This is a genomic window from Serratia sp. HNCC26DJ244 (assembly GCF_057180565.1).
In genome coordinates, this window is the sequence record NZ_JBXUGO010000002.1 from 105,119 (window position 1) to 121,185 (window position 16,067).

Annotated in this window: 12 protein-coding genes; 11 read left to right on the forward strand and 1 reads right to left on the reverse strand. The window is 50.8% G+C overall.

Going from position 1 to position 16,067, the window contains the following annotated elements; genetic code table 11:
* The first annotated feature begins 1 nt into the window (after position 1).
* The 3 genes from dnaJ (at position 2) to nhaR (ending at position 3,646) form a co-directional block, all read left to right on the forward strand.
* On the forward strand, positions 2 to 1,126 hold the full coding sequence (gene dnaJ / locus AC2A06_RS02085) for a molecular chaperone DnaJ (protein ID WP_484379199.1): 1,125 nt from the start codon (positions 2 to 4) through the stop codon (positions 1,124 to 1,126).
* 221 nt (positions 1,127 to 1,347) lie between these two features.
* Entirely contained in the window at positions 1,348 to 2,514 is a 1,167-nt protein-coding gene (gene nhaA / locus AC2A06_RS02090) for a Na+/H+ antiporter NhaA (RefSeq protein ID WP_484379200.1), read from the forward strand.
* Positions 2,515 to 2,749: 235 nt separating this feature from the next.
* Positions 2,750 to 3,646: a transcriptional activator NhaR gene (gene nhaR / locus AC2A06_RS02095; RefSeq protein WP_037386400.1), complete on the forward strand. Its 897-nt coding sequence runs from the start codon at positions 2,750 to 2,752 to the stop codon at positions 3,644 to 3,646.
* 75 nt (positions 3,647 to 3,721) lie between these two features.
* On the opposite strand, the gene rpsT is transcribed toward nhaR, so the two are convergent.
* Positions 3,722 to 3,985, reverse strand: coding sequence for a 30S ribosomal protein S20 (rpsT, locus tag AC2A06_RS02100; protein WP_023489415.1), 264 nt, complete (start codon positions 3,983 to 3,985; stop codon positions 3,722 to 3,724).
* Positions 3,986 to 4,442: 457 nt separating this feature from the next.
* On the opposite strand from rpsT, the gene ribF reads away from it, so the two are divergent.
* From ribF to carB, 8 genes are all read left to right on the forward strand, one after another.
* Positions 4,443 to 5,381, forward strand: a complete 939-nt coding sequence (gene ribF / locus AC2A06_RS02105) for a bifunctional riboflavin kinase/FAD synthetase (protein WP_484379201.1) — start codon at positions 4,443 to 4,445, stop codon at positions 5,379 to 5,381.
* Between the two features lie 32 nt (positions 5,382 to 5,413).
* Positions 5,414 to 8,230, forward strand: a complete 2,817-nt coding sequence (ileS, locus tag AC2A06_RS02110) for an isoleucine--tRNA ligase (RefSeq protein WP_484379202.1) — start codon at positions 5,414 to 5,416, stop codon at positions 8,228 to 8,230.
* 143 nt (positions 8,231 to 8,373) lie between these two features.
* On the forward strand, positions 8,374 to 8,880 hold the full coding sequence (gene lspA, locus AC2A06_RS02115) for a signal peptidase II (protein WP_037386435.1): 507 nt from the start codon (positions 8,374 to 8,376) through the stop codon (positions 8,878 to 8,880).
* Between the two features lies 1 nt (position 8,881).
* Complete coding sequence (gene fkpB, locus AC2A06_RS02120; RefSeq protein WP_473196063.1) at positions 8,882 to 9,352, forward strand: FKBP-type peptidyl-prolyl cis-trans isomerase; 471 nt, start codon at positions 8,882 to 8,884, stop codon at positions 9,350 to 9,352.
* The gene (gene ispH / locus AC2A06_RS02125) at positions 9,333 to 10,286 is read left to right on the forward strand and encodes a 4-hydroxy-3-methylbut-2-enyl diphosphate reductase (RefSeq protein ID WP_473196062.1); all 954 of its coding nucleotides are present in this window, start codon (positions 9,333 to 9,335) and stop codon (positions 10,284 to 10,286) included. Before fkpB ends, ispH begins: the two co-directional genes overlap by 20 nt.
* A 39-nt stretch (positions 10,287 to 10,325) precedes the next feature.
* On the forward strand, positions 10,326 to 11,147 hold the full coding sequence (gene dapB / locus AC2A06_RS02130; protein WP_484379203.1) for a 4-hydroxy-tetrahydrodipicolinate reductase: 822 nt from the start codon (positions 10,326 to 10,328) through the stop codon (positions 11,145 to 11,147).
* Between the two features lie 465 nt (positions 11,148 to 11,612).
* Positions 11,613 to 12,761, forward strand: a complete 1,149-nt coding sequence (gene carA / locus AC2A06_RS02135; protein WP_023489408.1) for a glutamine-hydrolyzing carbamoyl-phosphate synthase small subunit — start codon at positions 11,613 to 11,615, stop codon at positions 12,759 to 12,761.
* 16 nt (positions 12,762 to 12,777) lie between these two features.
* On the forward strand, positions 12,778 to 16,002 hold the full coding sequence (gene carB / locus AC2A06_RS02140) for a carbamoyl-phosphate synthase large subunit (protein ID WP_484379204.1): 3,225 nt from the start codon (positions 12,778 to 12,780) through the stop codon (positions 16,000 to 16,002).
* Positions 16,003 to 16,067 lie beyond the last annotated feature (65 nt).

Sequence of the window (16,067 nt, forward strand, 5' to 3'; positions counted from 1 at the left end):
AATGGCAAAGAAAGATTATTACGAGGTGCTCGGCGTCACCAAAACGGCAGATGAGCGTGAAATCAAAAAGGCGTATAAGCGTCTGGCGATGAAGTATCACCCTGACCGTAATCAGGATGCTGATGCTGAAGTCAGATTTAAAGAAGTCAAAGAAGCCTACGAGATCCTGGTGGATGATCAAAAGCGTGCAGCCTATGATCAATACGGCCATGCCGCTTTTGAGCAAGGTGGTATGGGCGGCGGCGGTTTTGGCGGCGGGGCTGATTTCAGCGATATTTTTGGTGATGTATTTGGTGATATTTTTGGTGGCGGACGCCGCCAGCGTGCCAGCCGTGGTTCCGATTTACGCTACAACATGGATCTGACTCTCGAAGAAGCGGTGCGTGGTGTGACTAAAGAGATCCGCATTCCTACGTTGGAAGAGTGTGATGTCTGCCACGGTAGCGGTGCCAAGCCAGGCAGTTCACCCATTACCTGCCCGACCTGCCATGGTCAAGGCCAGGTACAGATGCGCCAAGGTTTTTTCAGTGTGCAGCAGGCTTGTCCCCATTGTCATGGGCGTGGTCAGATCATCAAAGATCCGTGCAACAAGTGTCACGGCCATGGTCGCGTAGAAAAATCCAAGACCTTGTCGGTGAAGATCCCGGCTGGCGTCGATACGGGTGATCGTATCCGTCTGGCAGGCGAGGGCGAAGCCGGTGAACATGGTGCACCAGCGGGTGACTTGTATGTTCAGGTTCAGGTGAAAGCGCACCCGATTTTCGAGCGTGAAGGTAATAACCTGTATTGTGAAGTGCCGATTAACTTTGCCATGGCCGCGTTGGGTGGTGAGATTGAAGTCCCTACCTTGGATGGCCGTGTTAAGTTGAAAGTACCGGGGGAAACTCAAACCGGTAAACTGTTCCGTATGCGTGGCAAAGGCGTGAAATCGGTACGGGGTGGTAGCCAGGGAGACCTGCTATGCCGCGTGGTGGTGGAAACACCAGTCCACTTGAACGACAAGCAGAAACAGTTGTTAAAAGAGCTGGAAGAGAGCTTGGGTGGTCCGGCTGGCGATAAAAACAGCCCTCGTTCGAAAAGCTTTTTCGATGGTGTGAAAAAGTTTTTTGACGATCTGACGCGTTAATCAACAATTGAATAGAGCCCCGGTTAAAAAACTGGGGCTTTTTATTACTACCTTTGTTAATTCCCAGAATAAAACTGTGGCATACATCACTGAATGCTCGGTTTTTACGAATTATATTGTGCTTATAAACTGATTTTTTCGAAGTTATTCCTCGCCTATACTCTATGCATTGTCTGACACGCAGGACGATAGCGCCTGGTGATTATCTGGAGTGACTCACAGTGACCAATATTATCCGTCAATTCTTGCGCCAAGAGGCCGCAGGGGGAATTATTCTGATCATCGCTGCCGTAGTGGCGTTGATTATGGCAAATACCCCCTTACAAGGGCTTTATCAAAGTTTCCTCAGCTTGCCAGTAATGGTCAAAATAGCTTCGTTGGAGATCGCCAAGCCATTACTGCTATGGATCAACGATGGGTTAATGGCCATCTTTTTCCTCGTGGTCGGTTTGGAAGTTAAACGCGAATTAATGCAAGGCTCGTTAGCCGGTCGTGACAAAGCTGTTTTTCCAGCAATTGCTGCCTTGGGCGGTATGCTGGCACCGGCATTGATCTATCTATTTTTTAATGGTGCAGATGAAGTCACCCGTCAAGGATGGGCAATCCCTGCGGCGACTGATATCGCGTTTGCGCTAGGGGTGATGGCCCTGCTGGGGAAGCGGGTACCCACCAGTTTGAAGGTATTCTTGTTAGCCTTGGCGATTATTGATGATTTGGGTGTCATCATTATTATTGCCCTGTTCTATACCTATAAGGTGTCGCTGATGGCATTGGCAGTCGCTGCTGCTGCGATAGCCGTGCTGGCGATTATGAACTGGCGTGGGGTAGGCAAAACCTCAATGTATATGATAGTTGGCCTGGTGCTGTGGGTGGCTATTCTTAAATCCGGTGTACATGCGACGCTGGCAGGGGTCATCGTCGGCTTTATGATACCGCTGCAAGCCAAGCATGAGCCTTCTCCTTCGGAAACTCTGGAGCATGAGTTGCATCCTTGGGTGGCTTTCCTTATTTTGCCTTTGTTTGCGTTCGCCAATGCGGGGGTACCATTACAAGGGGTTTCGCTGAGTGGTTTGACGTCACTGTTGCCAATGGGGATTGCCGCAGGGTTATTGATTGGTAAACCACTGGGGATTTTTACCCTCAGTTGGCTGGCGGTGAAACTCGGCATTGCCAAGTTGCCAGAAGACATTAATTTTAAACAGGTATTTGCTGTCGCCATGCTTTGTGGTATCGGATTTACCATGTCGATCTTCATTGCCTCATTGGCCTTTGCTGAGGCGGCGCCGGAACTGATTACCTATTCCAAACTGGGCATATTATTAGGTTCAACCAGTGCGGCGGTGATTGGTTATGTCCTTTTGCGTCAGACATTACCGAAGCGCCAATAAGCGATACCCAAAAACATTCGATTTGCTTGCAGCGGCCCCGATAGGGGCGAGCCTCACGGATGAGGCGAGTAACGACAGCCAGCACCCAAGTAACGTGAAGGATGAAGGGTATAATCTTATTGCAGGTGGGTGATATGCCCGCCTGCAATAAGCATGAATAGGGAAGAAAGCAATGGAGTTTGTCGCTCATCAAGGTGGAGCTTTGTGCTGATAGGGAATTTAAGGAGAACAGCGAGTGAAAATGTCACATATCAACTTTAACCATCTCTATTACTTCTGGCAGGTTTGCAAGGAGGGATCAGTGGTGGGTGCGGCGCAGGCGCTGTTCCTTACGCCGCAAACCATTACCGGTCAGATCAAAGCCTTGGAAGAGCGCCTTGATGGAAAACTGTTCAAGCGCCAAGGGCGTGGCGTGGTGCCCTCTGAACTCGGCCAACTGGTCTTCCGCTATGCGGATAAGATGTTTATGCTGAGCCAGGAAATGCTGGATATCGTCAATTACCGCAAGGAGTCCAACCTGCTGTTTGACGTTGGAGTGGCGGATGCGCTCTCCAAGAGGCTGGTCAGCCAGGTATTGGAAGCTGCGGTGGTTGATAATGAGCAGATCCATCTGCGCTGTTTCGAATCAACCCACGAGATGCTGTTGGAACAGTTGAGCCAGCACAAATTGGATATGATTCTGTCGGATTGTCCTGTCGACTCCAGTCAACAGGAAGGGTTGTTCTCGCTGAAATTGGGTGAGTGTGGGATCAGCTTCTTCTGTCGCCCACCGGTGCCTGATTTACCGTTCCCAGCTTGCCTGGAGCAGCGACGATTACTGATCCCGGGAAAGCGTTCGATGCTGGGGCGAAAACTGCTTAATTGGTTTAATACTCAGGGGATTCAGGTTCAGATCCTCGGGGAGTTTGATGATGCTGCGTTGATGAAGGCTTTCGGGTTGTATCACAATGCGATTTTCGTTGCCCCGACACTGTATGCATTGGACACCTACAAGGATGATAATGTGATGGAGATTGGGCGCATCGATAGCGTGCAAGAAGAGTATTACATTATTTTTGCTGAGCGGATGATCCAACATCCGGCAGTACGACGGGTATGTAACAAGGATTTTTCAGCCCTGTTTACCTTTTAAGCCGATACTGGCTGGAGCTCAAATGTAAAAAAACCGGCCAAAGCCGGTTTTTTTATCAAGCAGAAAACGTAAGACTTACTGCATTGCGTTAATCTGTGCAATCAAGCTCGACTTATGACGTGCTGCTTTATTTTTGTGGATCAGGCCTTTACCTGCCTGGCGATCCACAATAGGTTGCATTTCATTAAATGCGTTTTGTGCTGCTGCTTTGTCGCCAGTTGCGATAGCGGCGTACACCTTCTTAATGAAGGTACGCACCATTGAGCGACGGCTAGCGTTATGCTTGCGGCGTTTCTCAGACTGTACGGCGCGTTTCTTAGCTGATTTGATATTAGCCAAGGTCCAACTCCCAAATATATGCTATTGAGGACAATTCAAAGGCCGAGGAATATGCCCTTTTAGCCTTCGTTTGTCAATGGATTTGTGCAAATAAGCGCCGTTTGTACGGGCGGCACTTGCTACGTTGTGATGGCGCAGGATCTTACCAGTTTCGGCTATGGGAATACAGTGTTTCGCGATAAAAATCGCCATATGATTTGTATCCTGCTCCGCCTGGTGGAGAAGCGACTGGGTATCATACCAACAATAGAGTCTGATTGAGCTATTTTTTGACGATAATTTGAAGGAACATGGGGATAAAACCGTCATCTGGCGGTAATTTGAGGAATTGAAACGGTGGTGAAGGCGCTTTTCCTTCGGTATGGTATGACTATATACATCAAAGGGAACAATCGCCGGTTAACCTTAACCGTTGTACAAGGTATAATCCGCCGATTTCCACTGTTTTGAGCCAGCTATGCAGCTAATTCGTGGCATCCATAATATCCGGGCACACCATCATGGTTGTGTGCTCACCATCGGCAACTTTGACGGCGTACATCGCGGTCACAAGGCGTTGTTGGCACAGCTGAAACAGGTAGGGCACCGCCTTGGGCTGCCGGTGGTGGTAATGATTTTTGAACCGCAACCGTTGGAATTGTTTGCTGCAGATAAAGCACCGGCCCGCCTGACGCGCTTGCGTGACAAGGCCAAATATTTGGCTGAGGCCGGGGTGGATTTCTTGTTGTGCGTCAAGTTTGATCCCCGTTTTGCCGCTCACCCTTCAAAGGCGTTTGTGACTGAACTGCTGGTGGAAAAGTTGGGAGTGAAATTCCTGATGGTGGGCGATGATTTCCGCTTTGGGGCGGGTCGCCAAGGGGATTATCAACTGTTGCAGCAAGCGGGGGAGAAATATGGCTTTGAAGTGGCGAGTGCGTCCACTTTTCGTGAAGGGGATCAGCGTATCAGCAGTACGGCGATTCGCAATGCCCTGCGTGATGATGATTTGCTGCTGGCGGAGACCCTGCTGGGGCACCCTTATCGTATTTCAGGGCGTGTAGTACATGGTGACCAATTGGGGAGAACCATTGGTTTCCCAACGGCCAACCTGCCACTTAAACGCCTGGTTGCACCGGTCAAAGGGGTCTATGCGGTCGATGTTTATGGCCTGGCTCCACAACCTTTGCCGGGGGTGGCCAATATCGGCACTCGGCCTACCGTTGCTGGCGTCCGTCAGCAACTGGAAGTGCATTTACTGGATGTGACTATGGATCTGTATGGCCGCCATCTGGATGTGGTGCTGCGCGCAAAATTGCGCAATGAACAGCGTTTTGCTTCGCTTGATGAACTTAAGCAGCAAATCGCCAATGATGTGGTGACTGCCCGGAAGTTTTTTGGGCTACAGACACCGGCTTAATCTTACCAATCGAAAACGGAACCGAGAATCTAATGAGTGACTACAAGAATACCCTGAACTTGCCGGAAACAGGGTTCCCGATGCGCGGCGATCTCGCCAAGCGCGAGCCTGGCATGCTTAACCGTTGGTATGAACAGGATCTGTACGGGATTATTCGTGCTGCTAAAAAGGGGAAAAAGACTTTTATTCTGCATGACGGCCCACCGTATGCGAATGGCAGTATTCATATTGGTCACTCGGTAAATAAAATCCTCAAAGATATTATTATTAAATCCAAAGGGATGGCGGGCTTTGATTCGCCTTATATTCCCGGTTGGGACTGCCACGGTCTGCCCATTGAATTGAAAGTTGAACAACTTTATGGCAAACCCGGTGAGAAACTGACCCCTGCGGAGTTCCGTCAGAAATGCCGCGAGTATGCAGCCGAACAGGTTGAGGGGCAGAAGCAAGATTTTATTCGCCTGGGGGTATTGGGTGACTGGGATCATCCTTACCTGACCATGGACTTTAAAACCGAAGCCAACATTATCCGTGCCCTGGCTAAAATCATCAGCAATGGTCATTTGCTCAAGGGGGCCAAACCGGTTCACTGGTGTACCGATTGTGGTTCTTCCCTGGCAGAGGCAGAAGTTGAATATTACGACAAAACTTCACCTTCTATTGATGTCACTTTCCAGGCGGTTGATGCCGCTGCGGTTGCCGCCAAGTTTGGCGTAACACAGGTTGATGGCCCAGTTTCTTTGGTGATCTGGACCACCACACCATGGACCTTGCCTGCCAACCGTGCGATTTCGCTGAACCCGGAATTTGCCTATCAATTGGTACAAGTTGATGGTCAATGCCTGATCCTGGCGGCGGATCTGGTGGAAAGTGTGATGCGGCGTGCGGGCATTACCCAGTGGGCGGTGCTTGGCGCCTGCCAAGGTAGTGAGCTAGAGTTAATGCGTTTCACCCATCCGTTTATGGGCTTTGATGTGCCGGCGGTTCTGGGGGATCACGTCACGTTGGATGCGGGTACCGGTGCCGTCCATACCGCACCAGGCCATGGCCCGGATGACTTTGTGATTGGCCAGAAATATGGCTTGGAAGTGGCTAACCCGGTTGGGCCGAATGGTTGCTATCTGACGGGGACTTACCCCTCACTGGATGGCAAATTTGTGTTTAAGGCCAATGATCTGGTGGTGGAGCTGTTACGCGAAAAAGGTGCGCTGTTGCATGTTGAAAAACTGCAGCACAGCTATCCCTGCTGCTGGCGCCACAAAACGCCGGTTATTTTCCGTGCCACGCCACAATGGTTTATCAGCATGGATCAGCATGGATTGCGTAAACAGTCACTGGAAGAGATCAAAGGCGTGCAGTGGATCCCCGATTGGGGCCAGGCACGTATCGAAATGATGGTGGCTAATCGTCCCGATTGGTGTATCTCGCGTCAGCGCACCTGGGGTGTGCCAATGTCTCTGTTTGTTCATAAAGAGACGGAGCAGCTTCACCCACGTAGTGTTGAGCTGATGGAACAGGTTGCCAAGCGTGTTGAGCAAGAGGGAATTCAGGCTTGGTGGGATCTGGATGCTGCCGAGATCCTCGGTGCGGAAGCCGCAGATTATGTCAAAGTGCCGGATACTTTGGACGTATGGTTTGACTCTGGTTCAACCCATGCTTCAGTGGTGGATGTTCGCCCTGAGTTCAACGGCCATGGCGCTGATATGTATTTAGAAGGGTCGGATCAGCATCGCGGTTGGTTTATGTCATCGCTGATGATTTCCACCGCCATGAAAGGCAAGGCACCTTATAAAGAAGTGTTGACCCATGGTTTTACTGTCGATGGTCAGGGCCGCAAAATGTCCAAGTCTATCGGTAACACCATTAGTCCTCAGGATGTGATGAACAAACTGGGGGGGGATATTTTACGTTTGTGGGTGGCATCGACGGATTACACTGGCGAGATCGCAGTTTCTGACGAAATCCTCAAACGTGCAGCGGACTCTTACCGCCGTATTCGCAATACGGCGCGTTTCTTGCTGGCAAACCTTAACGGCTTTGATCCTGCGACCGATTGTGTTGCCGCCGATGAAATGGTGGTCTTGGATCGTTGGGCAGTGGGCCGCGCATTGGCGGCGCAGCAGGATATCGAGCAGGCCTATGCCAACTATGATTTCCATGAAGTGGTACAGCGGCTGATGCAGTTCTGCTCGGTGGAGATGGGCTCTTTTTATCTGGATATCATCAAAGACCGTCAATATACCGCGAAGAGCAACAGTGTGGCTCGTCGCAGTTGCCAGACCGCCCTGTTCCATATTGCTGAAGCGCTGGTGCGTTGGATGGCACCGATCATGTCGTTTACTGCGGATGAAATCTGGGGCTTCCTGCCAGGCAAACGTGCGCCGTATGTCTTCACTGAAGAGTGGTACAGTGGCCTGTTTGGTTTGGCTGAAGGGGAGAGCATGAATGATGCATTTTGGGCTGAACTGCTGAAGGTACGCGGTGAAGTGAACAAAGTGCTGGAACAGGCGCGTGCAGACAAACGCATTGGTGGCTCACTGGAGGCGGCGGTGACGCTGTATGCAGACAATGACTTGGCGGCTTGCCTAAATAGCCTGCAGGATGAGCTACGCTTTGTGTTGCTGACCTCATCCGCCAATGTGGCACCTTTAGCGTCAGCTCCGGCGGATGCACAGCAGAGCGAATTGCTTAAAGGGTTAAAAATCGCTTTCAGTACCGCAGTGGGTGAGAAATGCCCACGTTGCTGGCATTACACCACGGATATTGGCCAGACCGCAGAACACGCGGATATTTGTGGCCGCTGTGTGACTAACGTCGCTGGTGATGGCGAAAAACGGCACTATGCCTGAGAACTAACGATACCCAGAATAATTCTAGTTGCTTGTAGGCGGCAACCCCGTGAGGGGCGAGTCTCATGGATGAGACGAGTAATCGCCGCCAACACCCAAGCAGCTTGAAGGATGAAGGGTATATGGCTGAGAGCAATGACCTAATGAGTAGACCGATAAGTTCGACCGGCTTGCGCTGGCTATGGTTGGTGGTGGTGGTACTGGCGTTGGATTTAGCCAGTAAGCTGTGGATTTTGAATAATTTTGAGCTGGGCCAACTCCAGCCATTGTTCCCGTCATTCAACTTGTATTATGCGCGTAATTACGGTGCCGCATTCAGTTTCCTTGCGGACCATGGTGGTTGGCAGCGCTGGTTCTTTGCGGGTGTCGCCATTGCTATTGTGGTGGTCCTGCTGGTGATGATGTATCGCAGCAGTGCCCAGCAGAAGCTCAACAATATCGCCTATGCGTTTATTATTGGTGGTGCGCTCGGTAACCTGTTTGATCGTCTATGGCATGGTTTTGTCGTCGATTTTATCGACTTCTATATCGGTAATTGGCATTACCCGACCTTTAACCTGGCGGACTCCTTTATCTGTATAGGGGCTGTGATGATCGTACTGGAAGGGTTCCTGCCAGCGAAGAAACGTGCCAGCAGTGAAGGGAAGTAATATGACAGCTCAGGTTAACAGTAGTAGTGCGGTGTTGGTGCATTTCACGCTGAAATTGGAAGATGGCTCAACGGCGGAGTCTACCCGAGGCAACGGTAAACCTGCGCTGTTTCGCCTGGGGGATGGCAGCTTGTCCGCCCCCTTGGAGCAGCAACTTATTGGTCTGCGGGTGGGTGATAAATGTGCTTTTACCCTGCAACCGGAAGCGGCATTTGGGGCAAAGAATCCAGACTTGATTCAGTTCTTCTCGCACCGTGATTTCATCGATACCGGGGTGCCAGAGGTGGGTACCATCATGCTGTTTACCGCCATTGATGGCAGTGAAATGCCTGGTGTGGTGCATGAAGTGGCTGAAGACTCTGTCACCGTCGATTTCAACCATCCGTTGGCGGGTCACCCAGTCCTCTTTGATATTGAAGTATTGGAGATTGATCCACAGCAGGAGAAAACAGATGCAAATATTGCTGGCTAATCCGCGCGGTTTCTGTGCCGGGGTTGATCGTGCGATTAGCATTGTGGAACGTGCGTTGGAGATTTATGGCGCACCGATTTATGTGCGCCATGAAGTGGTACATAACCGCTATGTCGTCGATAGCCTGCGTGAACGCGGGGCGATATTCATTGAAGAGATCGCCGAGGTGCCTGATGGTTCGATCCTGATCTTTTCTGCCCACGGTGTTTCACAGGCGGTACGCGCTGAAGCCAAAACCCGTGAACTGACGATGTTGTTTGATGCCACTTGTCCGTTGGTGACCAAGGTGCATATGGAAGTGGCACGAGCCAGCCGCAAGGGGACTGAGGCGATCCTGATTGGTCATGCTGGGCACCCGGAAGTGGAAGGCACGATGGGGCAATACAGTAACCCGCAGGGGGGAATGTATCTGGTTGAGTCACCCGAGGATGTCTGGAAACTGCAGGTAAAGAATGAGTATAACCTCTGTTTTATGACCCAGACGACACTCTCTGTGGATGACACTTCGGATGTGATTGATGTATTGCGTGAGCGTTTCCCGAATATTATCGGCCCGCGGAAAGATGATATTTGTTATGCCACCACTAATCGTCAGGAAGCAGTACGTAATCTGGCGGCACAGGCGGACCTCGTCCTGGTGGTGGGGTCGAAAAACTCGTCGAACTCCAACCGCTTGGCTGAATTGGCTCAACGTGTAGGTAAACCTGCCTATCTGATCGATTCTGCCGCTGATATTCAAGAAGCCTGGTTGCAAGGGGGTGGCAACATTGGGGTTACCGCGGGGGCTTCTGCGCCAGACGTGTTGGTTCAGGAAGTGATCAGTCGTTTGAAGATATTGGGTGGCAAAGACGTTCATGAGCTTAGTGGTCGTGAAGAGAACATCGTGTTTGAAGTACCCAGAGAACTGCGGCTGGACATTAAGCAGGTCGACTGAGTGCTGAAGAATGGCTAGTGATCAAAAAGAGAGCAGAGTATGACTAATTCACAGATCCGCATTGCCGTCGCTGGTGCTGGTGGACGTATGGGGCGTCAATTGATTCAAGCGCTACAGCAGGCACCAGGCGTGGTGTTAGGTGCTGCTATGGAGCGCTCAGGGTCAAGTCTGGTGGGCTCAGATGCCGGTGAGTTGGCCGGGGTAGGGGTGCTAGGTGTGACTGTCACTGATGACCTGGCAAAGGTGGTCAATGATTTTGATATTTTGATCGACTTTACTCGCCCAGAAGGCACGTTGACTCATTTGGCATTCTGTGTGGCTCATCATAAAGGTATGGTGATTGGCACCACCGGTTTTGATGATGCGGGTAAAGCCGCCATCCAAGCCGCTACTCAACAGATTGGCATTGTATTTGCCGCTAACTTCAGTGTCGGGGTCAATGTGATGTTGAAACTGTTGGAGAAGGCCGCCAAGGTGATGGGTGATTATACGGATATCGAAATAGTGGAGGCACATCATCGCCATAAGGTTGATGCGCCTTCCGGTACTGCGCTAGCGATGGGCGAGGCGATTGCCGGGGCATTAGGCCGTGACCTTAAAGAGTGTGCGGTTTACCAGCGTGTTGGTCATACTGGCGAACGAGATCCGAAGAGCATCGGGTTTGCCACTATCCGGGCTGGCGACATTGTGGGTGAGCATACCGCGATGTTTGCCGATATCGGCGAGCGGGTGGAAATTACGCATAAAGCTTCAAGCCGTATGACTTTCGCCAATGGTGCCGTCCGTGCGGCTATTTGGGTTTCTGCGCGGCAAAATGGGTTATTTGATATGCGCGATGTGCTCGGATTAGAGCAGTTATAATATTTTAAATCCCCTTTCTTTTAAGGTTTTTTTTCTAATTACATGAAAATAGGGCAATAATCCAATTGCCCTATTTTTTTATGTGAAAATAGGCTTTATGGTTTTAATTTTCACTCTAATGTCTATTTTTAATGTTTATCTTGCTTATTTGTTCATTTCTAGACCATTTGATCTCATCTTATCTAGACGGCTACCTTTTAAAACCTATTTTTATGCTATTTCTTATTGCAACCGTTTTCCAGCCCGAGTTTTTGTGTGTTTTCGAGGTTGTGGGTTAAAATAAATCGTAAGGTGGACAAAATTAATGTAAAAAAGGGGGCTTTTTGTAGACAAGACCAGCACTCATCATTAGAATGCGCGCAATTTGCCAAAAATCAGCTGTGATGGCGTTTTTGGCATTGATTTAGAGTGTGACATATGAATTAATATGCAAATAATGTGACTTATTATTCCTTGGAGGGTGTTTTGATCAAATCAGCGCTATTGGTTCTGGAAGACGGAACCCAATTCCATGGTCGGGCCATTGGGGCGGAAGGTTCGGCAGTGGGGGAAGTGGTCTTCAATACGTCGATGACCGGTTATCAAGAAATCCTCACTGACCCCTCCTACTCCCGCCAAATCGTTACTCTTACTTATCCCCATATCGGCAATGTTGGCACCAATCATGCTGACCAAGAATCCTCCTCTGTTCATGCTCAAGGCCTGGTTATCCGCGACCTTCCTCTCATTGCCAGCAACTACCGTAACGAAGAAGGGCTGTCGGCCTACCTTAAGCAGCATAATATTGTCGCCATTGCCGATATTGATACGCGCAAACTGACGCGTCTGCTGAGGGAAAAAGGGGCACAAAATGGCTGCATCATGACTGGCGATGCTGCTGATGCTGAGCTGGCACTGCAAAAAGCCAAGGCTTTCCCCGGTTTGAAGGGGATGGATCTGGCGAAAGAGGTCACCACCAAGGATGCATACCCTTGGTTGCAAGGCAGTTGGACCCTGGCTGGGGATTTGCCAGCTGCCAAATCAGTAGATGAACTGCCTTACCATGTGGTGGCTTATGATTACGGTGTAAAACGCAATATTCTACGTATGTTGGTGGATCGTGGCTGTCGTCTTACGGTGGTTCCTGCTCAGACTCCGGCTGCAGATGTGTTAAAAATGAAGCCAGACGGCGTGTTCCTGTCCAACGGCCCGGGTGACCCAGAACCTTGTGATTACGCCATTAACGCTATCAAACAGTTGTTGGAAACCGACATTCCACTCTTCGGTATCTGTCTTGGACATCAACTACTGGCGTTAGCTAGCGGGGCGAAAACCACCAAGATGAAGTTGGGTCATCATGGTGGTAACCACCCGGTGCAGGATCTGGATAATCAACGGGTGATGATCACCGCGCAGAACCACGGTTTTGCTGTAGATGAAAATAATTTGCCATCGACTCTGCGGGTCACTCACAAATCGCTGTTTGACCATACGGTGCAGGGAATTCATCGCATCGATAAAGCAGCATTTGGTTTCCAAGGGCATCCAGAAGCCAGCCCGGGCCCCCATGATGCGGCACCGCTGTTTGACCACTTTATTGAACTGATTGAATCTTATCGTTCCAACGCCAAATAATCAGGAGCCATACAACATGCCAAAACGTACAGATATAAAAAGCATCCTGATCCTCGGTGCCGGTCCGATTGTGATTGGCCAGGCGTGTGAATTTGATTATTCCGGTGCACAAGCCTGTAAAGCACTACGTGAAGAGGGTTACCGCGTTATTCTGGTTAACTCCAACCCCGCGACCATCATGACTGACCCAGAAATGGCGGATGCCACCTATATTGAGCCAATTCACTGGGAAGTGGTGCGCAAAATCATCGAAAAAGAGCGCCCAGATGCGGTCTTGCCAACCATGGGTGGGCAAACAGCACTCAACTGTGCTCTGGAGCTGGAGCGCCAAGGGGTGCTGGCTGAATTCGGTGTCACCATGATCGGTGCTACTGCCGATGCTATCGATAAAGCAGAAGATCGCCGCCGTTTCGATATTGCCATGAAGAAGATCGGCCTGGATACCGCTCGTTCTGGCATCGCGCATAATATAGATGAGGCGTTGGCGGTTGCGGCTGATGTGGGGTTCCCTTGCATTATTCGCCCATCATTCACTATGGGAGGAACCGGTGGGGGTATCGCCTATAACCGTGAAGAATTTGAAGAGATCTGTCAGCGTGGTCTGGATCTCTCTCCTACCAACGAGCTATTGATTGATGAATCGCTGATTGGCTGGAAAGAGTATGAAATGGAGGTGGTGCGCGATAAGCATGATAACTGCATCATCGTCTGCTCCATCGAAAATATCGATGCGATGGGCATCCATACCGGTGACTCTATCACCGTGGCACCCGCGCAGACCCTGACCGACAAAGAGTATCAAATCATGCGTAATGCCTCGATGGCGGTGTTGCGCGAGATCGGCGTTGAAACCGGCGGTTCTAACGTCCAGTTTGCCGTCAACCCGAAATCCGGCCGTTTGATCGTGATCGAAATGAACCCTCGTGTCTCCCGCTCATCAGCGTTGGCATCGAAAGCCACGGGGTTCCCGATCGCCAAGATCGCCGCGAAGTTGGCAGTAGGTTATACCCTTGATGAGTTGATGAATGATATCACCGGTGGCCGCACGCCAGCTTCCTTTGAGCCTTCCATTGACTATGTAGTTACCAAAATCCCGCGTTTTAATTTCGAAAAATTTGCCGGTGCCAATGATCGCCTGACCACCCAGATGAAGTCTGTGGGGGAAGTGATGGCAATTGGCCGTACCCAGCAGGAATCATTGCAGAAAGCACTGCGTGGGCTGGAAGTGGGCGCCACCGGTTTTGATCCTAAAGTGAGCCTTGATGACCCTGAGGCGCTGACCAAAATACGTCGCGAACTTAAAGATGCCGGTTGTGATCGTATCTGGTATATCGCTGATGCTTTTCGTGCCGGTCTGTCGGTGGATGGTGTGTTCAACCTGACTAATATCGATCGCTGGTTTCTGGTGCAGATTGAAGAGTTGGTGCGCCTTGAAGAGCAGGTGGCTGAGTTGGGCATCAACGGTTTAAACGCCGGTTTTATGCGCTTGCTGAAGCGTAAAGGTTTTGCTGATGCGCGTTTGGCCAAATTGGTCGGGGTTTCAGAAAATGAAATCCGCAAGTTGCGCCATGGTTTCAATCTGCACCCGGTTTATAAGCGGGTCGATACCTGTGCTGCGGAGTTTGCTACCGATACCGCCTATATGTACTCCACTTATGAAGAGGAGTGTGAAGCCAATCCATCCCATGACCGTCCGAAAGTGATGATCTTGGGGGGCGGCCCAAACCGTATTGGCCAGGGAATCGAATTCGACTACTGCTGTGTGCACGCCGCGCTGGCATTGCGTGAAGATGGTTACGAGACCATTATGGTCAACTGCAACCCGGAAACTGTCTCCACCGACTACGATACTTCGGATCGTCTCTACTTTGAGCCAGTGACGTTAGAAGATGTGCTGGAAATTGTACGTATCGAGCAGCCAACAGGCGTTATCGTGCAGTATGGTGGGCAAACTCCGCTGAAACTGGCGCGTGAGCTGGAAGCCGCTGGTGTGCCGATTATTGGTACCAGCCCGGACGCGATTGATCGTGCGGAAGATCGTGAGCGCTTCCAACAGGCTGTCCACCGCTTGGGGCTGAAGCAACCCGCCAATGCCACCGTGGCCACTATTGAGCAGGCGGTAGAAAAAGCCGCAGGGATTGGTTATCCGCTGGTAGTGCGCCCCTCTTACGTGCTGGGTGGCCGCGCCATGGAGATCGTTTACGATGAAGTTGATCTCCGTCGTTACTTCCAGAATGCGGTGAGTGTCTCCCATGATGCTCCGGTACTGTTGGATCGTTTCCTGGACGACGCCGTAGAAGTGGATGTCGATGCCATCTGCGATGGTGAGCGCGTGTTGATCGGTGGCATCATGGAGCATATCGAACAGGCTGGCGTACACTCTGGCGACTCGGCTTGTTCCCTGCCAGCCTATACGTTGAGCCAGGATATCCAGAATGTGATGCGCCAACAGGTGGAAAAGTTGGCGTTTGAGCTGCAGGTCCGTGGTTTGATGAACGTCCAGTTTGCAGTGAAAAACAACGAAGTGTACCTGATTGAGGTCAATCCGCGCGCTGCCCGTACCGTTCCGTTTGTTTCCAAAGCCACTGGGGTCCCTTTGGCGAAGGTAGCGGCACGAGTGATGATCGGTAAATCGCTGGCTGAGCAGCAGGTAACCGAAGAGGTTATCCCACCGTATTACTCGGTGAAAGAAGTGGTCCTGCCATTTAATAAGTTCCCGGGTGTTGACCCGATTCTGGGGCCAGAAATGCGTTCGACAGGGGAAGTGATGGGGGTTGGGGCTACCTTTGCTGAAGCTTTCTCCAAGGCGATGCTGGGCAGTAACTCCGGTATGAAAAAACAGGGGCGTGCGTTGTTATCAGTACGTGGGGGTGACAAAGCCCGCGTGGTGGACCTGGCAGCCAGCCTGCTCAAACAGGGTTTTGAACTGGATGCCACTCATGGCACCGCCATCGTACTGGGTGAGGCAGGGATTAATCCCCGTTTAGTCAATAAGGTGCATGAAGGGCGGCCACATATTCAGGACCGCATCAAAAATGGCGAGTACACCTATATTGTTAACACCACCGCGGGCCGCCAGGCTATTGAGGACTCCAAACTGATCCGTCGCAGTGCGTTGCAGTATAAAGTACACTATGACACCACACTTAACGGTGGTTTTGCTACCGTGATGGCATTAAAGGCCGATCCTACTGAACAGGTGACTTCGGTACAGGAATTACATGCCCGAATCAGTAAATAACTGAACGTTCTAAGTTGCAGGTAGGGGATATCTACCTGCATCTTGCAGGGTGAGGTGTTTAGCTG

Bases quoted from the DNA above. Each gene is read 5' to 3' on its own strand.
- fkpB (WP_473196063.1), top strand. From the start codon at position 8,882: ATGACAGCTCAGGTTAACAGTAGTAGTGCGGTGTTGGTGCATTTCACG.
- dapB (WP_484379203.1), top strand. From the start codon at position 10,326: ATGACTAATTCACAGATCCGCATTGCCGTCGCTGGTGCTGGTGGACGT.
- ispH (WP_473196062.1), top strand. From the start codon at position 9,333: ATGCAAATATTGCTGGCTAATCCGCGCGGTTTCTGTGCCGGGGTTGAT.
- ileS (WP_484379202.1), top strand. From the start codon at position 5,414: ATGAGTGACTACAAGAATACCCTGAACTTGCCGGAAACAGGGTTCCCG.
- carB (WP_484379204.1), top strand. From the start codon at position 12,778: ATGCCAAAACGTACAGATATAAAAAGCATCCTGATCCTCGGTGCCGGT.
- lspA (WP_037386435.1), top strand. From the start codon at position 8,374: ATGAGTAGACCGATAAGTTCGACCGGCTTGCGCTGGCTATGGTTGGTG.
- ribF (WP_484379201.1), top strand. From the start codon at position 4,443: ATGCAGCTAATTCGTGGCATCCATAATATCCGGGCACACCATCATGGT.
- dnaJ (WP_484379199.1), top strand. From the start codon at position 2: ATGGCAAAGAAAGATTATTACGAGGTGCTCGGCGTCACCAAAACGGCA.